Annotated in this window: 17 protein-coding genes; 5 read left to right on the plus strand and 12 right to left on the minus strand. The window is 59.2% G+C overall.

Annotated features, from left to right (window positions below; all coding sequences use genetic code 11):
- The first annotated feature begins 684 nt into the window (after positions 1–684).
- Positions 685–1,158, plus strand: coding sequence for a DUF6130 family protein (locus SBC1_RS21510; protein ID WP_165096616.1), 474 nt, complete (start codon positions 685–687; stop codon positions 1,156–1,158).
- 144 nt (positions 1,159–1,302) lie between these two features.
- Here the strand turns inward: SBC1_RS21510 and SBC1_RS21515 are convergent, their stop codons facing one another.
- The 8 genes from SBC1_RS21515 to SBC1_RS21550 form a co-directional block, all read right to left on the minus strand.
- Complete coding sequence (locus tag SBC1_RS21515) at positions 1,303–1,641, minus strand: hypothetical protein (RefSeq protein ID WP_165096612.1); 339 nt, start codon at positions 1,639–1,641, stop codon at positions 1,303–1,305.
- A gap of 245 nt (positions 1,642–1,886) precedes the next feature.
- A complete protein-coding gene (locus tag SBC1_RS21520) occupies positions 1,887–3,239 on the minus strand; it encodes an epoxide hydrolase family protein (protein WP_165096608.1) in 1,353 nt (450 codons plus the stop codon).
- Between the two features lie 99 nt (positions 3,240–3,338).
- Complete coding sequence (locus tag SBC1_RS21525) at positions 3,339–4,274, minus strand: NAD(P)H-binding protein (protein ID WP_165096605.1); 936 nt, start codon at positions 4,272–4,274, stop codon at positions 3,339–3,341.
- A gap of 86 nt (positions 4,275–4,360) precedes the next feature.
- Positions 4,361–5,386 carry an alpha/beta fold hydrolase gene (locus SBC1_RS21530; RefSeq protein WP_243830315.1) on the minus strand — a complete coding sequence of 342 codons (1,026 nt, stop codon included), beginning with the start codon at positions 5,384–5,386 and terminating at the stop codon, positions 4,361–4,363.
- A gap of 105 nt (positions 5,387–5,491) precedes the next feature.
- The gene (locus SBC1_RS21535; protein WP_165096601.1) at positions 5,492–6,484 is read right to left on the minus strand and encodes a carbon-nitrogen hydrolase family protein; all 993 of its coding nucleotides are present in this window, start codon (positions 6,482–6,484) and stop codon (positions 5,492–5,494) included.
- 78 nt (positions 6,485–6,562) lie between these two features.
- Positions 6,563–7,090 carry a MarR family winged helix-turn-helix transcriptional regulator gene (locus tag SBC1_RS21540; protein ID WP_241202240.1) on the minus strand — a complete coding sequence of 176 codons (528 nt, stop codon included), beginning with the start codon at positions 7,088–7,090 and terminating at the stop codon, positions 6,563–6,565.
- The gene (locus tag SBC1_RS21545) at positions 7,035–7,457 is read right to left on the minus strand and encodes a hypothetical protein (protein ID WP_165096598.1); all 423 of its coding nucleotides are present in this window, start codon (positions 7,455–7,457) and stop codon (positions 7,035–7,037) included. Before SBC1_RS21545 ends, SBC1_RS21540 begins: the two co-directional genes overlap by 56 nt.
- An 85-nt stretch (positions 7,458–7,542) precedes the next feature.
- The gene (locus tag SBC1_RS21550; protein ID WP_165096595.1) at positions 7,543–8,076 is read right to left on the minus strand and encodes a tautomerase family protein; all 534 of its coding nucleotides are present in this window, start codon (positions 8,074–8,076) and stop codon (positions 7,543–7,545) included.
- A 109-nt stretch (positions 8,077–8,185) separates the two neighbouring features.
- On the opposite strand from SBC1_RS21550, the gene SBC1_RS21555 reads away from it, so the two are divergent.
- Positions 8,186–9,226, plus strand: coding sequence for a GlxA family transcriptional regulator (locus SBC1_RS21555; RefSeq protein WP_165101368.1), 1,041 nt, complete (start codon positions 8,186–8,188; stop codon positions 9,224–9,226).
- A 693-nt stretch (positions 9,227–9,919) separates the two neighbouring features.
- Positions 9,920–10,096, plus strand: a complete 177-nt coding sequence (locus tag SBC1_RS39650; protein ID WP_207958446.1) for a hypothetical protein — start codon at positions 9,920–9,922, stop codon at positions 10,094–10,096.
- An 11-nt stretch (positions 10,097–10,107) separates the two neighbouring features.
- Here the strand turns inward: SBC1_RS39650 and istB are convergent, their stop codons facing one another.
- The 3 genes from istB to SBC1_RS21575 form a co-directional block, all read right to left on the minus strand.
- Complete coding sequence (istB, locus tag SBC1_RS21565) at positions 10,108–10,875, minus strand: IS21-like element helper ATPase IstB (protein ID WP_165989003.1); 768 nt, start codon at positions 10,873–10,875, stop codon at positions 10,108–10,110.
- On the minus strand, positions 10,862–12,364 hold the full coding sequence (gene istA / locus SBC1_RS21570; RefSeq protein ID WP_165989005.1) for an IS21 family transposase: 1,503 nt from the start codon (positions 12,362–12,364) through the stop codon (positions 10,862–10,864). Before istA ends, istB begins: the two co-directional genes overlap by 14 nt.
- 997 nt (positions 12,365–13,361) lie before the next feature.
- On the minus strand, positions 13,362–14,279 hold the full coding sequence (locus SBC1_RS21575; RefSeq protein WP_165096592.1) for an AraC family transcriptional regulator: 918 nt from the start codon (positions 14,277–14,279) through the stop codon (positions 13,362–13,364).
- 103 nt (positions 14,280–14,382) lie between these two features.
- Between SBC1_RS21575 and SBC1_RS21580 the strand changes: the two genes are divergently transcribed.
- Both SBC1_RS21580 and SBC1_RS21585 read left to right on the plus strand, forming a co-directional pair.
- Complete coding sequence (locus SBC1_RS21580) at positions 14,383–15,132, plus strand: SDR family oxidoreductase (protein WP_165096588.1); 750 nt, start codon at positions 14,383–14,385, stop codon at positions 15,130–15,132.
- 75 nt (positions 15,133–15,207) lie between these two features.
- Positions 15,208–15,966, plus strand: coding sequence for an SDR family oxidoreductase (locus tag SBC1_RS21585; protein WP_165096585.1), 759 nt, complete (start codon positions 15,208–15,210; stop codon positions 15,964–15,966).
- Between the two features lie 185 nt (positions 15,967–16,151).
- Here SBC1_RS21585 and SBC1_RS21590 read toward each other — a convergent pair whose 3' ends face one another.
- Entirely contained in the window at positions 16,152–16,655 is a 504-nt protein-coding gene (locus SBC1_RS21590; RefSeq protein ID WP_165096582.1) for a lipocalin-like domain-containing protein, read from the minus strand.
- Positions 16,656–17,211: the final 556 nt, after the last annotated feature.

Consider the following 17,211-nt stretch of genomic DNA (forward strand, 5'->3'; position numbering starts at 1 on the left):
AACCCTCGTTATCGGATTCTGGTAAGCGTGCTCCGGCAGGGCGACATTTGCCCTCGGTCACAATTCGGGGTGCTCGCAGGGTTGCGGGTCCAACTCTCAAACGGGCTCAGTGCACCAGATAATGGGCCGACCTCGACCACCGCTGCCTCGTAATCGTATTCCTTCCCAGATCCGCCTGCAGCAGTCGCGCGCTTCATCCTTCGGGGTCGGGCAAAACCCGATGAATCACTCTCAAGAGTTGGAGCCTCCACCAAATCCGGGGCGGTTCAAGTTCGAACAGCAACTGATTCTCAGCGCTGGCTTCCCTCCTAACCCGCACTGTCCTTTTGTATTCCAACGTATCTCCAGACAGAAAGAGATACACGCGCTTACACACAACTGACTTTCGAACACAAGCGGGATACACTCACCTGCTCAAATACGCCCATCGCGAGCAGAACAGCGCGCCTCAAAAACTGGGCTTGCTTCGGATATCAGGTTGCTGCCGCACTATCGGTTGGGCGTGTTCTTCGTGCCGGGTCATTTTGTAACGACGGCCGCTCAATGGATCGAATTGATAACCGGTGGCTGATTGTCGGAGAGCCTGGGAGGTCACATTCGTGCAACTGCCATGACACGGCCCGGCGATTCCGGGCCAAGCTAATCGAAACTTTTCCCCTTGGGAATCAAATAGTCAGAACGCAAATGAACATGCTGATCAAGACGCTTGCCGCCGTCGCGGCTGGTACCGTGCTCGCAACGACCGCCTTCGCCCAGAGCACAGGAAAGGTCGGCGTGGCCTCACCGTACGTCGCCATCGATAACGAGCCCCCACCCAAACTGATTGTGGATCCCACCCCGCTTGCCGCAGGTCTGGCCCACGGCATCGTCTGGATCCAATATCGGGTGGAGAACGTGCATATCGTACCGGTGTTCGGGGCAGCCGCGCTCAACGTGTCTCCACGAATCGGGCATCTGCACGTACACATCGACGATCTGCCCTGGGGTTGGGTAGAAGCGAATGACGTCAATACAATCAGCGTGGCGGGTCTGCCGCCCGGTCAGCACAAAATGCTTGTCGAGTTGGTCGACGCTCAACACCACGTATTCGCTGGGTGTGCTGAGTGCAGGCAAACGGTGACGTTCACGGTCCCAGAGGGCACGCCTCACTCACACTGAAGGTGATGAGAAGAGCCTCAACGGTCGATGTTCATGTAACGCTGAACTGCGCACGTCAACGGTATAAAACTTTCGGCCAACAGGTTCATTGAACGTTGAACCGACGCTACCCATTAACAGTAGCCCAGTACGCTCTAGCGCTTTCTACTGAAGAGGGGGTGGATTCAAAAGCTTGCTCAACGGTTTCAGTGGGCCTATTGGGAGGAGCGAGAATGACATTAAGTGCGCCTTCCCCAATGGAAGTGCCTCAAGCATTTCATGGGCTTGATTTACGTCTGTAACGTTCAGGATGAACGCCACCCCGGCTCGGTCTTGCAGTGAATACCACTGGTCAATCTTGCCCTCGAGGTAGAGCTGCGCCGTCTCGCGAACTTCGGTCGAAAGAATGTGTTGGACAAGTTGCATGTCCGTGCCCGGCGGAAGGGTGCCAATCGCCAATATCTTCGTGGTTAGCGTGGTTGGCATCGGGGTGGTTTGCGACATGGAAACTCCAGCAGAAGTGATCAGCACAGAGGCTGTTGTTTACGAAATTCGACAAGCAAAGTTACCGAAACGAGCTAGACTCGCGGTGCCAACGAAATACGCTGCTTAGGCAAGCAGCAGGTTTGTCGAGATGTAGATGTTTCCAGACATGTGTGGAACCCAGAAAAGGTCCGTGCCACTACCGGCACCTGACGGGTCAAATTCAAGAGACACGTGAAAAGGAGGCCGGAACCTCCTTAGACCCATTACGTGCGCAGCGGTCTCAGACCCGCGCGCACCTCTTCCACAAACAACATCGGCTGCTCCCACGCCGCAAAATGGCCGCCTTTTTCGGGTCGGTTGTAGTAAATGAGGTTGTGATACGCCTGCTCCGACCAACTCCGCGGGGCCTGATAATTCTCACCAGGAAAGGCACTCACGGCAGCCGGGACGGAGACGTCGGCGGCTGCATAAAAGTTGAAGTGAGATTCCCAATAGAAGCGAGCCGCGGAAACCCCTGTATTCGTCAACCAGTAAAGCGTGATGTCGTCGAGAACGTCGTCTCGTGTCACGTCGCCCGCAGAGTGTCCGTTGATCGTGCGCCCGAACACGGCTGAGGTGAGTGCCGCTGCGGGCTGGCCGTAACCGTCCGGGTGATCCAGCATCCAGCTCGCCAATGCAACGGGTGAGTCCGCCAGTCCGTAGAGGGTTTGCGGACGTGTGCCCTGTTCCAATGCGTAGGCGCGGCGCTTGGACAGGGCGCTGAGTTGGTCGTACGCGAGTCTTTCGTCAGCCGACAGGCTAGCTGGCGCCGGATCGCCGACTTGAAGTGCCTTTGCGATCGCTGGTGGAATCGTCGCGGGGAAGTTCACATGAATACCAATCAACTCCGGCGGGGCCTGCTTGGCCATCACGTTGGCCACAATGCCGCCGAGATCGCCGCCCTGCGCCGCGAATTTCGAATAACCCAGGCGCTTCATCATTACGACCCAGGCACGTGCGGTGCGTTCCGGACCCCAGCCGACTTCTCTAGGCTTGCCCGAAAATCCATAACCCGGTAACGACGGAATCACCAGATGGAATGCATCCGATGCGCTCGCGCCATACGCGGTCGGATTGACCAACGGATCGATGATCTTGAGTTGCTCGATGACGGAGCCGGGCCATCCGTGCGTGACCACGAGCGGCATCGCGTTGTCATGCTTAGAACGGACGTGGATGAAATGGATGTCCACGCCGTCGATCTCAGTCACGAAATTCGGCAGCGCGTTCAGTTTCGCCTCGACCTTGCGCCAGTCGTAATCGGTTGACCAATGACGCGCGAGTTCCTGAATCATCGCGAGCGGCACGCCTTGCGAGTCATCGGTGACTACTTCCCGATCCGGCCACCTCGTCGCCTTGATGCGTCGCCGCAAGTCGGTCAGTTGCGACTCGGGCACATGGATACGAAGCGGACGAACAGCGGTCTTGTCGGCACCGGTCGACGAGGCAGCGTCAGTGATGGTTTGATTCGTCTGCGCGAACGCGAGCTGACTCAAGGAGCCGGCAGCAACGGCTGCCGCTGCCACACCAACAAAGCGACGGCGCGATGGTGATTGGGGGGAGGTGTTGTCTGACATAAGTTTCCGGTTGGCGATGGGCCAGGTCCTCGGTTAGTAGCAGCGTGACCTCACGCGCTTACGATTGCGATAAGCCGGCGTCTGCAGAAGACGAAGGCATCAAATGGTCGTTTCACCGCGAGTGAACTCAGCGGCGTGGAGCGTCACGAATTCGTGCATGTTCGTCGGTGCCTTACCGGTGAGCTCGAACAGATCGTCCGTCATGCGGTCGTATCTTCCCTGCGTGTGAAGTTCAGCCATCACGGCGAGGTGATCGACGAGATGCGTTGGCACGCCCACTTCCCGGAGCGTGTTGGTCCACGCAGAAAGCGGCACGTCGCGGTAATGGATCGTCCGGCCGAGTGCGTCGGAAAAAGCACGCGCATAGTGCTCAAGATCAGCGGACTCGGGCCCCGTCAGGTTATAGACATGGCCGATGTGCGGCGCCGGATCGTCGAGGATGACGGATACGGCACGCGCCACGTCGACAGCAGAGATCGGCGAAGTGCGGCTGCTGCCTAGCGGCAACACCAGTTCATCGCGATCACGCACGCCTGCGTCGGCGAGACGCAGAAAGAAGCCTTCGAGAAAGACCGTGGGCCGCACCGTGACGACAGGCAGCCCTGACCATGCCAGGACCTGCTCGGCAAGCCAGTGCAGCTTGTGCTGAGGGCTGCCGGTGGTCTCCGTGATGCTCATTTCCGTGACCGTCATCTGCGACATGTTCACGAGGCCTTCGACGCCATGGTGACGCGCCACTGCAGCGACGTTGACCGTGGCTTCCAGGTAATTCGCCGAGATCGACATGCCGAAATAAACGCCCGAGCACCCTTCTATCGCACGATGCATCGAAGCGAGATCAGTCAGGTCGCCCAGCACGACCTCGGCGCCGAGCCGACGCAATTCTTCCGCGCGTTTATCCTCACGGCGAACCAGAGCGCGCACCTTATGCCCCTTGGCGAGGAGCATTTCGGTGACGTTGCGGCCGATGCCACCAATCGCGCCGGCGGCTCCCGTGACCAGAATCGGCCGATCCTGTGTAGTTTGAATCTTCATATCTTTAACCTCTTCGATAAGTACCCATGCATTTATGCATATGCACACTTAAGGACGAAATGAATCCCGACGGAGTGGCTGTCGGATCAGAGTTTCAGTGCCGGTTGATGATCGTCTTGCAGGAAATCAATCATCGTTCTGGCCACGAGTTCCGACTGCTCTTCCTGAATGAAGTGGCCGCTGTTCTCCACCTTCACCGCGGTCAGATTCGCCGCTTTCTGCGCGACGACCTTCTTCATCCATCCGTACGCCGGGCCACCTAATGCAAGGACGGGCATCTGCAGCGTGCCGTACCCCTTGTTGTCGATCACATCCTGGGGGAAGGCCTGATACCACGCGTTGCTTGCACGAATCGCGTCGGCCGTGTTGTACGCCCGCTCGTACACGGCGCGGTCGCGCGCGTCTACTGTGCTCGCGTCCTCTAAAAAGTAGTTGAAGATCCAGTCCTGTTCCACCCGAATGTGACCGGCCAGAAGCTTCTCCGGCAGCCCCTGCACCTGATTGAACGCGAACCACCACAGGTGAGGACGCGCCGCGCCCAGCTTGTCGCTGAAGGCGCCTTGCGCCGGTAGCAGCGGAAACGACATCAGGCTGTCGTCCGGGTGTGGCAACTCCATCATCACAAGTTTGTCGGTGGCCTGCGGATAGTTCTCGCCATATGCGAACGCCACAGCCGAACCGATGTCATGTCCGGCAACACTGGCCTTGTCATAGCCCAATGATTTGACCAGTTCGTAGACGTCTCTGGCCATGGTCTTCTTGTCGTAACCATCGGCGGGTCTCGACGATGAACCCATGCCACGCAGGTCCACGGCGATGACGGTGTGCTGCTCGGCCAGCGCCGGCATGATCTTGTGGAACGTCCACCAGGTCTCGGGCCAGCCCGGCAGCAGAACCAATGGTTCGCCTTTGCCGCCCACGACGTAATGCAGCCGTACGCCATCCACCTCGGCGTAGCCGTTCCTGAATCCGGGCAACGACTTCACCAGCGCCGGATCGGATACGTTGGTGTTCTTCCCGGCGGTCGCCTTATGCACGATCGTCGCATCAGTGCCGACGTCGGACAGTGGCTGCGCGTAACTGGGCGCAAGGGGCAACATCAGCGCTGCCAACGCTGCGCTGGCAGTGACAATTCTCGATATGACTTTCAAAGTATGTCTCCCTACATTTAGAGAGTTAGTTAAAAGAAGGCATGTGCCGCGGTCGATTCGACATGCTCAGGCAGCCGTGATGCTCACATCGTCCGAGCCTTGTTCTGCGATCGATTTGCCGTGGAGGCCGCGTTCGTGAATGTGCGCAGTCGGGGTACGGTCGATCATCAGACTCAGCAGTTCCGGCCGGTTGTAGTGACCGGCCGAGTCCATCAACAGCTTGCGTCGGTCGATCATCGTGAAGTCGAGATCGGCAATGACCTCGCCCTCGCCCGAGCGGAGAGGTTCGCCGATCAGCATGCCCTCGGGCGTCACAATGGTGGTGAAGCAACCACCCGAGATCGGACCAACTTCGCAGCCGGTGTCCTTCATGATTTGCGCCTGCTGATCGGCATCCAGCCACGCCGTCGCGTTGACGACAAAACAGCCGGACTCCAGTGCGTGCTGACGGATATTGATTTCCATCCTTTGCGCAAATCCCTCGCCGAAAGCGGAACCCGGATACATCGCCGAATGGATCTGCTCGCCGTCGGCCATCATCGCGTAGCGCGCCAGCGGATTGTTGTGCTCAAAGCATGCCAACTGACCAATGCGCCCGACCTTGCTATCGACGGCGCGCAGACCCGACCCGTCGCCCTGCCCCCAGATCATCCGCTCGAAATGCGTAGGGGTAATCTTGCGCCGGCGCTGGATCAAGGTGCCATCGGCATCGAAGAGCAGCTGAGTGTTGTAGATGGTTCCGCCATCACGCTCGTTGACGCCGATCGACACCACCATGCCTGCCTTGCGGGCCGCCTCGCCAATTGCGTCTGTCGCGGGAGAGGGCACCGTCACGGACTGCTCGAGCAGCCTCAGATGCTCTTTTCCAGACAAAAGCTGAATGCCCGTCTGGACCGCTGCAAAGTACGGGTAATAAGGCACCACAGTTTCCGGAAACGTAGCGAACTGCACGCCCTGCTGGCCGAGTTCGTGGATCTTCTGCACGACCTTTGCGACGGTGGCCTCACGGCTGTAAAGCACCGGGCTGATCTGGACTGCTGCGGCTTTGACGACTTTCATTGCAAACTCCTTGATTCATAAGAACGGGCACAGAGCGCCCTTGCGATATTGCATATGCAACATTGACGATTAGAAAAATTAGCGCATGCGCTGCGGTAACTTGCCCGCGATGCCCATGAGCGCGTTAGCCCCGCCCTCTCCGACAAGCAATCTGGCTCTTGCCTGCGCAGTCGACCACGCAGACGCAGCGTTGCCGAGCAATGTTTTGCCTTGTCCTGTCAGCGCAAGGGGCCGACTGCGGCCATTGCTTTCAGGGGCACCTTCGAAAACCCACTCCCGAGAGATGAGGGGCTGCAAATTCCTTGTCAGCGTCGACCGATCGTGATGATTCTTGCGCCCCAGATCCGCGCGGCTAATGGGTCCAAGCGCAACAATGAGGACAAGCAGGCTGAATTGAGAGGCGTTAATGCCGAACGGCCGTAGCGCCTCGTCGTAGATCGCAGTCAAAACTCTGGAGATCTGCCGCGTGCACGTCAGCAGACAGTTCTGCGCAATCTCACCGCTGACGTCATGACCTGCTTTGTTTTGAATATCTAAAGACATGATCGGCTTATGTTTCGGTGTCGGCTTCCGGCCCTGCCAGATAGAGGTCGCGGAACCGTTCATCGACCCGCTCCCGCATCAGTTTTGAAAACAGAATCGCCGCATTCATCGGACGATGGTTGATCACCACAGAATCAGCTTCACCCTGTTCATTTATGTGCGCCACGAGCAGAGTCTCGATCGGCACGCCCTGAATTTGCGAACGGTAGGACTCCAGGTAGAGTCCGTTGCCGATCTCGCCCTTGTAGCTGTGATGCTGGAACTCGTAGAGCGCGACAGCGTGCCTGATCACCGCCAGGATGTCCGCTCGCCCTTCCACCGGACGCTTCAGGACAGTCGCCTCAAGCGTCGCATTTTCGGCCAGCTTTGCCAGCCAGAACGGCAGGCCGCCGGCAGGCTCAAGAACTGGCGCGGTATCGTTGAATCTCATATCGGCTTCTCCACCGGTAGTATCGAAATAGTTAGCGAGCGCGACACCCTCTGCCGTCTCGCTGAACAGAACGCGAGAGACGCTGCTAGGACATGGAAGTCGCAACGCTAGCGGCATCGACTGCGGCTACCAGCGTGATGCGCGCCTTTTCCCGTCGTCTGCGGGCGAGTCGATCCTCGCCGACGCTTCGTTCGGACTCACCGGCCAGAATTGCGTGAATGTCGGAGAGCGTCCAGATGGCACCGCGACTGCCCCAGGTGCCGTCCGGAATCTCCGTCGGAAAAACCCAGACGCGCGGCGAGACCTCGTCGAACGGTCGGTTCTCGGCGCGGGCCACCGCTTCCGTCACCGCTTTAACCAACGCGTTGCGTGACTCGGCCGTGTATTGCCCCTCTGGCGCCGACGGAATGATCCGGTAGCGCGCCGCCTTCGAACGTTCTCCTGCGACGAATACTGCGGCCGGCCGATGGAGATGAAGCACCGTCACGCTTTGCGCAATCGGATTAGCCGCGTCATAGCCTTCCGCCTTGATCAGGATGTCGGTCAGTTCTTTAACCAGACGTGCTTCCGCTTCAGGCGTCAAGGCGTCGTCCGGCCACAGTGCGTCGATCATTGGCATGATGTCGTTCCCTCTTCAGGTGTTTCGATGGGGCGATAATCGGCCTTTACGGACACACCTGGAAGTGGCAGCATTGCCATTATTCGAGGAATATCAGACACATGCGCAAATGATCACGATCAGGATCTGGGTCTATGACGGAATTCTGGCGTCGGGCGTCGCGGGACCCATTGACGTCCTGAGCGCCGCCAACTACCTGAACGGCAAGTTAGCCGCGCGTGGGGCCAAACCTTTACCCATGTTCGCGTGGCGCGTGGAATCGCTGGACGGACAGCCCGTCACGGCTGCGTCGGGCCAGAGCATTCCGGTGGACGGCAAAATCGATCCGCGCAAACGTGCAGATGCCATCCTGCTAACGGCCCCGTTTTTTTCCAACATGGACGAGTTCATCGGCCGCCGCGAGCACATGAATGCGCTCTCTTCCGCGCTACGGCGCCAGCGCAAGGCAGGCGCCGTGCTGGCTGCGTACTGCACTGGCAACTATCTGCTTGCCGAGGCGGGTTTGCTGGACGGCCGGGTCGCCACCACACACTGGGCCAACGCGGCTGACTTCGCCCGACGGTATCCGCGTGTCGAACTCCGCGCCCGGGAGGTCCTGACCTGGCAGGACGGCATTGTCTCGGGCGGTTCGGTGACGTCGTATCTCAATCTCGCCGTACGGCTGGTAGAGATGTTCGCTGGCGACAAACTTGCGGCGATGACCGCCAAGTCGCTACTGATCGATATGAACCGGACTTCTCAAGCGTCTTACGCGAAATTGCTCGACGACCACGGACATGTCGACTCGCTCGTCGCGCGAGCTCAACAGCGCATGGAGGCGACACTTCAGGAGGGGTTCCGGCTGAGCGAGCTCGCTGCCTGGCTTGCTGTCAGCGAACGGACGCTTAACCGGCGTTTCAAGCAGGCAGTAGGCCTTGCGCCACTAACGTATCTGCAGAACCTGCGCATAGAAGTAGCCAAACAGTTGCTGGAGTCGAGGCCCATCGGGCTTGAGATAGTCAGCCAGCGTGTTGGCTATGGAGACATCAGTACGTTTCGAGAGTTGTTCAAGCGCAAAACCGGACTTTCGCCGAGCGAGTATCAAATGCGCTTTGCGCGCGCTTCTGCGGCGGGCGGTTCGGAACGCGAGTCGCATGACACGGTTGATTGATAGTCTGGAAAATCAAAGAGATCGAATTTCCGTTGTGCCGCATCTGCATGCAGTCGCCCGCACACGTCAAAGGCGAGGTCTATCTCGAAGTGTTTGGCAGATCGGCTGGAGCTGAACGCCAGGGACGAGCAACGCCTGCAGTAGGAATCCACTAATTTCAGCACGGTATGCGCGCGTTGCGAAACTTCGAGGTTTTACGGTTTAACCAACTGAATCTTGTCCGTTCCTTCAGTAGCAATAGCATCTTTCATCTTCAGCCGACGTAGTCGCTGCGCGTTGCGTGGATGAGCGCGCCTGCAAGCGCAGTCGCTTTGATCTGGTCAACGCGCGATGGTCCGTTGTCTAGCATGAAGAAGTCGCTCCGGTGTCCTGATGACGGTGCAAGCGAATGACTCTTCATGGCCGATAGCGTCAGTTCAACTAATGCGCCTGAAGCCGACATTCGCGAAGACTGGGACGAGCTCGCCAACGACCGCAAAGGCCGATGATCCGCCGGACAGACCGGAAAAGCGGGCGGCTGTTTTACCTTGTAAGCAGACATCGCGTGCATTCGGTGACGAACGGCCGCTCCGGGTTGCGTGCAGCCGTGTTAGCGGCGGTGTAAAAGCGCATATAGATGGCGGCGGGCGATGAGAAACGTTCGCCGCCGACCGTTTCGCCGCCACCTTAAAATGGGTCGTCTGCGTCGGCGGGATGAGCGTTTCTGAGGTCAGCGCGTTGTTGATGTTGCAGTTCAAAAAGCTCAAGCTGGTAGTGCATACAGATACGCTCGCGCAGGTCATCCAGCAGTTCTACGACGGCGAGCGCCTGATCAGCGGACCAGTTCTCGGGGATCAAGAAGTTGAGCCCTTTTATGATCCCGGACGGTAAATGAACTCGCGTCATGGTTTTTTCTTCGCGGCTTTCGCTGCAGTGCGTTTTTTGGCGAGTTCTTCCGCGCGTTCGCGTGCCTCCTTCACACGATAGGATTCGCCTTCGATGACGACGACTTCGGCTCGATGTACGAGTCGATCGACCAGGGAGACGACGCAAGCAGCGTTAGGGAATACTTCCGCCCATTCCTTGAATGGCCTGTTTGTCGTGACCACTGTGCTGGCGGTCCCATATCTGCGACTAATGAGCTCAAATAGCAAATCGGCGTGGCGGTTTGAGTAGGAGAGGTAGCCGACTTCGTCGATGACCAATATATCGGGCGAAGCGTAACGGTTAAGCCTGCGACGCAAAGTCGAGTCACTGTCAAGTGCGGCTAGTTCGCCGAGCATTTGGCCCGCTGTAGTGAATAAAGCCGTGTGACCGTGAACGATTGCCTGATGGGCTAGATTGAGCGCAAGTGTTGATTTGCCAACGCCGTTCGGCCCGATCAATACGACGTTTGTTTGGTCCTTGACGAACTCCATCGTCATTAATTCTTCGACGACGGCGCGATCGCACCGCTTAGGCCACGTCCAATTGAAGTCGCAAAGCGGTTTGAAGCTGCCCAGGTGCGCATCGCGGATGCGCCGCTCCAGAGAACGGCGGGAGCGCTCGTCCTCCTCCCACTGCACGAGCGGCGCGACCCACGGCTGGGCGGCAACGTCGGACCAATGCGTCAGAAGGCCATAAAGGCGCAGTGCGTTCGCGCGAGTTTGCAATTCATCAGGCGTGTTCATCAGCGTCTCCGGAGATTTGATCGTAGGTGTCGAGCCGGTGAGGTGTCACCAGCGTGTCTTTCTTGCGCACGTGTTCGGGCAAATCAATGACGACAGGCGGCGGTGCCTGGCGCGTCTCTCGCCGGCGCTCCAACGCGAGACGCACCGGGTTTGGATGAGGTGCCGCATCGCTGGCGAGTGTTTCTTCAATTGCCGCCTGAAGTTCGGCGGCGCCATAGCGGTCAAGCAGCTGCAGCAAATGCGATGTAATGTTGCCCAGATTTCCACCGAGTTCAGCGGCGCGTTGCATGAGCACGTGGCTGGCAGGCGCTGCTTGACTTAGATGATCGAGGCCGCGGTGATGACGGGCCTGGCGTTTGATCTGAACCAGCTGTTCAATATGCGCGGCAATCTCAACCTGTGCGCCGCGATCGTAACTGCGCTCGTGGGTAGCGAGTAGCGTGATGCCATCAAGGATGCGTACCTGACGAGGATCGGCGCGCACCGTCAGTGTGCGGCGTACGTGCGTATGCGGGATGGTGTAGTCGTTCAGATCGAAGCGCACGTAAGGGGTCTTGCCAACGCTCACCTCCAGCTGCAGCTCACACGGATAAGGATTGTCGGGCAGGCCGAGCAGACTTGGCTGCTCACGCTCGAAGGCTTCACGCACGGTCATCGTCGGGTCCTCGCGGCAAGGACGATTTGCAGCAGGACCGGCGCACCAGAGCGTGGCCTGAGCATTCAGATCGTCAATATCGGTGAACTTGCGGGCCGCAAAGAAGTTCTCGCGAACATAGCGTATAGCGCGTTCAACCCGTCCCTTCTCATTGCCCCGTGCGACCGCGACCGGGCGGGGTTCATAGCGATGATGGGCGGCGAACGCAAGAAGCTGGGGATTGAAACGGATCGCGTCGCCTTGACGCTCAAGAACAGCGCTCTTTAAATTATCGTAGAGCAGCACTCGTGGCAGACCGGACCATGCTTCGAAAGCGCCCGCATGGCCCGCAAGGAAGCTGTCCATGCGGGCATCGAGAAAGAAGTGCAAGTAAATTTGGCGCGACCACGACAGGACCATTACGAAGGCCATCAGTGGTCGACGCGCGCGACCAATTTGCAGGTGATCGAAATGTGCCCAATCGACCTGTCCTTGCTCACCCGGCAGAGTCCGAAGACGCAAATAAGCCTCAGTGATCGGTCGGGGACGGTGCACCGAGATCAAATGCCGGAAGTGATGATGATTACCGCGGTAGCCGCGCTCACACACCATCGCATAAAGGCGGCTCGCCGTGAGCGACGGAAACTTCTTGAGCGTTTCGTGAATGAACGGCAAGTATGCGTCGATCTGCGAAGGCCGCAGCAGGCCACCCGTTCTGGGCAGTCCGGCCTGCGCGAGCACCCGGTGAACCGTACCGTGGTGTACATGCAATTGGCGCCCGATGGTGCCAGCACGCCATTTCTCAACGTGGTAATAGCGCAGGATTTGTGCTTCGAGCTCCGCGGTGATGCTCATGGGTCTTCTCCAGTTATGTCTGTAGTAGTACGAACATATCGAGGAACCCGACCATGCAATGCTCCAAGGCGTACCAATGTCGAGCAAGCGCGTTGACAGAAGTGGCACTGCGCAGGCAAACGCCTCCGAATGTCGGGCGCGGTTGCTTTGGCCGCCGTTGCCGGGTTCGCTTGCAGTAGAGCACCGGCGGCAGCCGATGGGGAACCCTGATGTGTCACTTTATTTAGACGCGCGCGATAGCGGCGCATTCGCTCGGCATGCGCGAGGCGTCCATTGCGGCTGCGCTGGTAGCGACTTCCGGCTTCCCGGACCCCGTTCTGACGGGCCGCGCCCGAGCAGTCGCCATCGCAGTAAATCTGGCCGCGATCGCAGTAGCGGCAGATGACCACCTGCGCACGGCAGCGCGCACAAACGTAAAAGCGGCCCGTCGCCGGCATCGCAAAATTCCGTCAATGCCGAGGCGATATCGACAGAGCCGGCCGAGCGTGCAATACTCATTGCACACCCTTGCTCCGTGCACGCGTGGGGTCTGACATCGGTGGGAACTTGGCGGTTTGAACCGGTGTCAGGCCGTTTCTCCGGCGGTAAGCTCTTGTTTTACCCCCTTCGTATTCTCGCGTCACCCAAACATCAGCCGTACGCAACATCGCCGGGCGCGTCTTTACTCGCCCTCCGGGCTCCCTTCGACGCGCCGATATCATCTCGCTCAACCGAAATACCCGACATCCTCACAAAAGTTCGAAATACGTCTCAGTCAGTGTTAAAGCGGGCCGCCGCCGTTTAAACGCGCTTTCTGACCGCCATTCACAAGCCGGATGCAGCCTTGCGAGGTTCAGGCTGCGTATGCCGACTGCATGGATCAGCAGCGGCATACGAAGCGTCACTCGTTTATCCCGCCGCTTGGACATTCAGAGTGCTGCTTGGCTGTTGGCGAGTTATCTTGAGCCACCGGAGTCGCTGGCGTTAGCGCCATCGGAGACAGCGTGTTTCCAATGCCTTACGTGTCGTCGGCGGCCACCTGCTCCTCGCGCGCGTATTGTGAAGGCGGCCGCCCGACGTGCCGCGTGAAGGCGACGCTGAAGGTGCTGGCGGAGCTGTAGCCAACGCGCTGTGCAACCTCGGCGACGCGGCCTTCATTACGGCGCAGCAGGTCCTTGGCGAGCGCCATGCGCCAAGTGAGCAAATATTCCATGGGTGCCACGCCGACCGCGCGGTTGAAGCGTTCAAAGAAGGTTGAGCGCGACAGTGCGGCCTCTTTTGCGAGTTCAGCAACCGTCCACGCGCGTGTGGGGTGTTCGTGCATCACGCGGATCGCGGCCGCGAGGCGGGCATCGGACAGCCCGCGAACCAGGCCCGGTGACGCAGTCGTTTCCGCCGTGGACCGCAGCGCCTCTATGAGCAGCACTTCCAGCAGTCGTGACAGCACGACCTCGCGCGCAGGCCGCTGCTCGCGTGATTCATCTCGTACAAGTTGCACGAGGGTGGCCAGCCGCTCTACGCCGCGGACATGCACGATTTGCGGTAGCAACGAGACCAGCAGGGATGCATCGGGTGAACCGAAGCTGCAGTGGCCGACCATCATTCGCAAATCGACCGGGCTGTCCGGCTCCCCAATTCTGAATTCATTGTTGCCGAGCGCAGTCGGCGCCAGCGTCTCAACACCCGGCGGTGGCGGCACGAGGCTTGACATCGCCACGCCGTAGGCCGCGGGAATCAGCACGAAGTCTCCCGAGACAAGCTCGATGGGCTCGTGTCCGTCGATCGCCATGCGGCACGCGCCCTCGAGGACCACGTAGTACAGCGGCTGACCGGCATCCGAGCGGTGAACGCGCCATGGGCCCGTGCCCAGAACCAGTTTGGAAAACCGCGCGCTTGGCTGCAGCAGCGTCACGACTTCAGCCAACGGATCAATCATAGCCGGACTCTCGCAAATGAAATTTGGATTCTAGATTGTAGTAAGTACGATCTTCGCGGTCTATCGTGGGGGTACACACAAACCACCTCACATAGGAGTTCCCATGAAGACCGTGCTGATCACCGGCTGTTCTTCCGGATTTGGCCTCGAGATCGCCCGCTACTTTCTGGCCCGCGACTGGCAAGTCGTCGCGACAATGCGCACGCCGAGCGCCAGCGTGCTGCCGCCTTCAGAGCGCTTGCGCGTGCTGGCGCTCGACGTCACGGATCCGGAAAGCATCCGCAAGGCTGTCGAGGCGGCCGGCCCGATCGACGTGCTTGTCAATAACGCGGGCTTCGGCGCGGCTTCCCCCGCGGAACGGGTCCCGATGACGACGGTGCGCGAGATTTTCGAGACCAACACCTTTGGCACGATCGCATTGACGCAGGCGGTGTTGCCCCAGTTTCGGCAGCGTAAAGCCGGCGTCGTAGTGAATGTCACGTCGAGCGTCACGCTGAAGGCGCTGCCTCTGATCGCCGCTTACCGCGCCAGCAAGGCGGCGGTGAACGCATTTACCGAGTCAATGGCGCTGGAACTCGAACAGTTCGGCGTGCGAGCGCGCCTGGTGCTGCCGGGCCGCGCGCCCGACACCCGGTTCGGAGAAAACGCCCGTGCCCGAATGCAAGGCCTCGACCATGAGGCCTACGCGGGCCTCGTCAAGGATGTCTTCGCGCGGCTCCAGGACACCTCTGCACCAATCACCCGGGCACAGGATGTCGCGGAAGCCGTGTGGCGCGCGGCGACGGACCCGTCATCGCCAATGCGCATCCCGGCCGGCGCTGATGCCCAAGCATGGGCGGCTGAGGTTCGCTGACCGGGCGACACGGATTGAACATGTCTTGTACGCGCGCGAGCGCACTACGGTGCGCACTACGATAAGGAGGTTGCTATGCAGGACAAACCCGTTGCTCTCGTCACTGGGGCTAATCAAGGAATCGGTCTTCAGATTGCAAAGGATCTCGCGGCACGCGGCTTGACTGTGTTGGTAGGGTCGCGCAGCCTCGAACGCGGCGAGGTTGCAGCCAGGGAAGTTGGGCTGGGTGCGTTCGCGCTCCAACTCGACGTGACGGATCAGGCTTCGATCACATCTGCGGCGGAGCGCATTCGAAACGAGTTTGGCCGCCTTGATGTGCTCATCCAGAACGCGGCCATCTCGAATACGAAGAGGCAGCCCGGTCAGTCCGTCGAGGAGTACACAAAGACAACGCGCCCGAGCAACGTGGCTCTCGATGAAATGCGCGCGGTATGGGACACCAACGTGTTTGGCGTGCTCGCTGTGTACCAGGCGATGCTGCCACTCTTGCGCAAGACGCCGGGCTCCCGCATCGTCAATGTATCGAGTGGCGTCGGCTCGTTGACGACGAACTCGGACTTGGCCTTCCCCTACCGCGCGATCTTCAGCCCGGTCTATCCGGCGTCCAAGACGGCTCTGAACGCTTTGACTGTCGCTATGGCTATCGAACTTGAGTCAGAAGGTATCAAGGTCAATGCCGTCTCGCCGGGTTTTACCAGGACGAACCTCAATGGATATGCGGGCACCGAGACCGTCGAGGAAGGCGCTCGCGAAGCGGTGCGCGTTGCGTTGCTGGGTCCGGACGGCCCCACAGGGACGTTCACGCGCTGGAACGGTGAAACGATCCCATGGTGATTTAAGTCGAATGCGCGCGTTCGGAGGGATAGATGGATTGGGTCCGAGCGCGTGAGACCAGACGGTTCGCCTGAGCCTTGGTAATGGCGTTAAATTTCACCGTTGTTGAAATGGGTATCCGACAAGGCGATAGCCAACGATTGCGTAGCGTACTCGTGGCTGACGGCGGCGCGGCAGCAAGGTGCTTACTTCATCCGTTGCCACACAACTTTCGAAGCCCCATATCCAAAGCTTCCGGGCGTGATGTAAGTCAGCCGATCGCCATCAAGGGTGTATGGGCGCCGTTGAACATCGCCATCCCAGTTCGGAAAGGTACTGTTCTGAATGTGGAAAACGATCACTTGTCCGGCTGGATCGACGGTATAAGTACCGAAATGCGCGAAGTTACCCTGGGCGATGCGTTTGTTCTCTTCGGCGGTACCCGACAACCGGCTATCCGCTGCAAACTTCGGCAAATCGGCACGAACTCCGACCAGATCGTAGCGGCCGTCGCTACCGAAGATGAGTTGGCCGTGCGGATGTGGACCGAGCACCTCGACTTCGCTGCCGCTTGTCGTGACGGTCAACGAGACCAAAGACCACGAACCCACCAAGTCGGGCGCCGCCTGGGCAAACGTCTTTGGGGTGCCAGGACCTAGTGCAAGGACCACCAGCGCGGCGACCGGCAGGGTTTGGAGCATGGACTTCATGGCGTTCTCCAACAAAGTGAGCGCGCGATGGTGCGAAGGCAAAACACCTCGGCGCACTTTCCCCGATCCACTCGAATTCGCCTGGGAGAAACTGATTCCCCAACAGATCGTTTTCCTTTCTTTGTCTTCCCACTACCCTGTCAGGTCCGCTGCAGGCTCTCCGCATAGGTACACGGTTGTGCCGTAATCCACGCCGGGAATTGCGGCAGATTGACGGTATGGGAACTATTTCCCTCTATCGTCGGCGTGCGATGCATGGTTCGCCTTCGACCAACAGAAGACATGCTTATAGGATAGCTTTCTCAGGCACGACTTCCAATTTGCATGGATGCCGAACCTGATATTTCCTCGGTATGTGCGAGAAAGGACGATCGATGAGAGTGAGGACGAATGTCGCTCAAGGTCGAAATTTGCCGGACGCGGCCGAGCAACTGCCGATCATGCCGACCGTTCCATTTTGGATCGTGCAGAAACCGGCGCGCAAATACGTTTGGAATGGGAAGCGCGGTGTCTTGCTTCCCGCGCTACATGCGGCGGCGCTCCGGATGCAGTGGCT

Origin of the sequence: Caballeronia sp. SBC1, from assembly GCF_011493005.1 — a bacterium.
Lineage (GTDB): Bacteria > Pseudomonadota > Gammaproteobacteria > Burkholderiales > Burkholderiaceae > Caballeronia.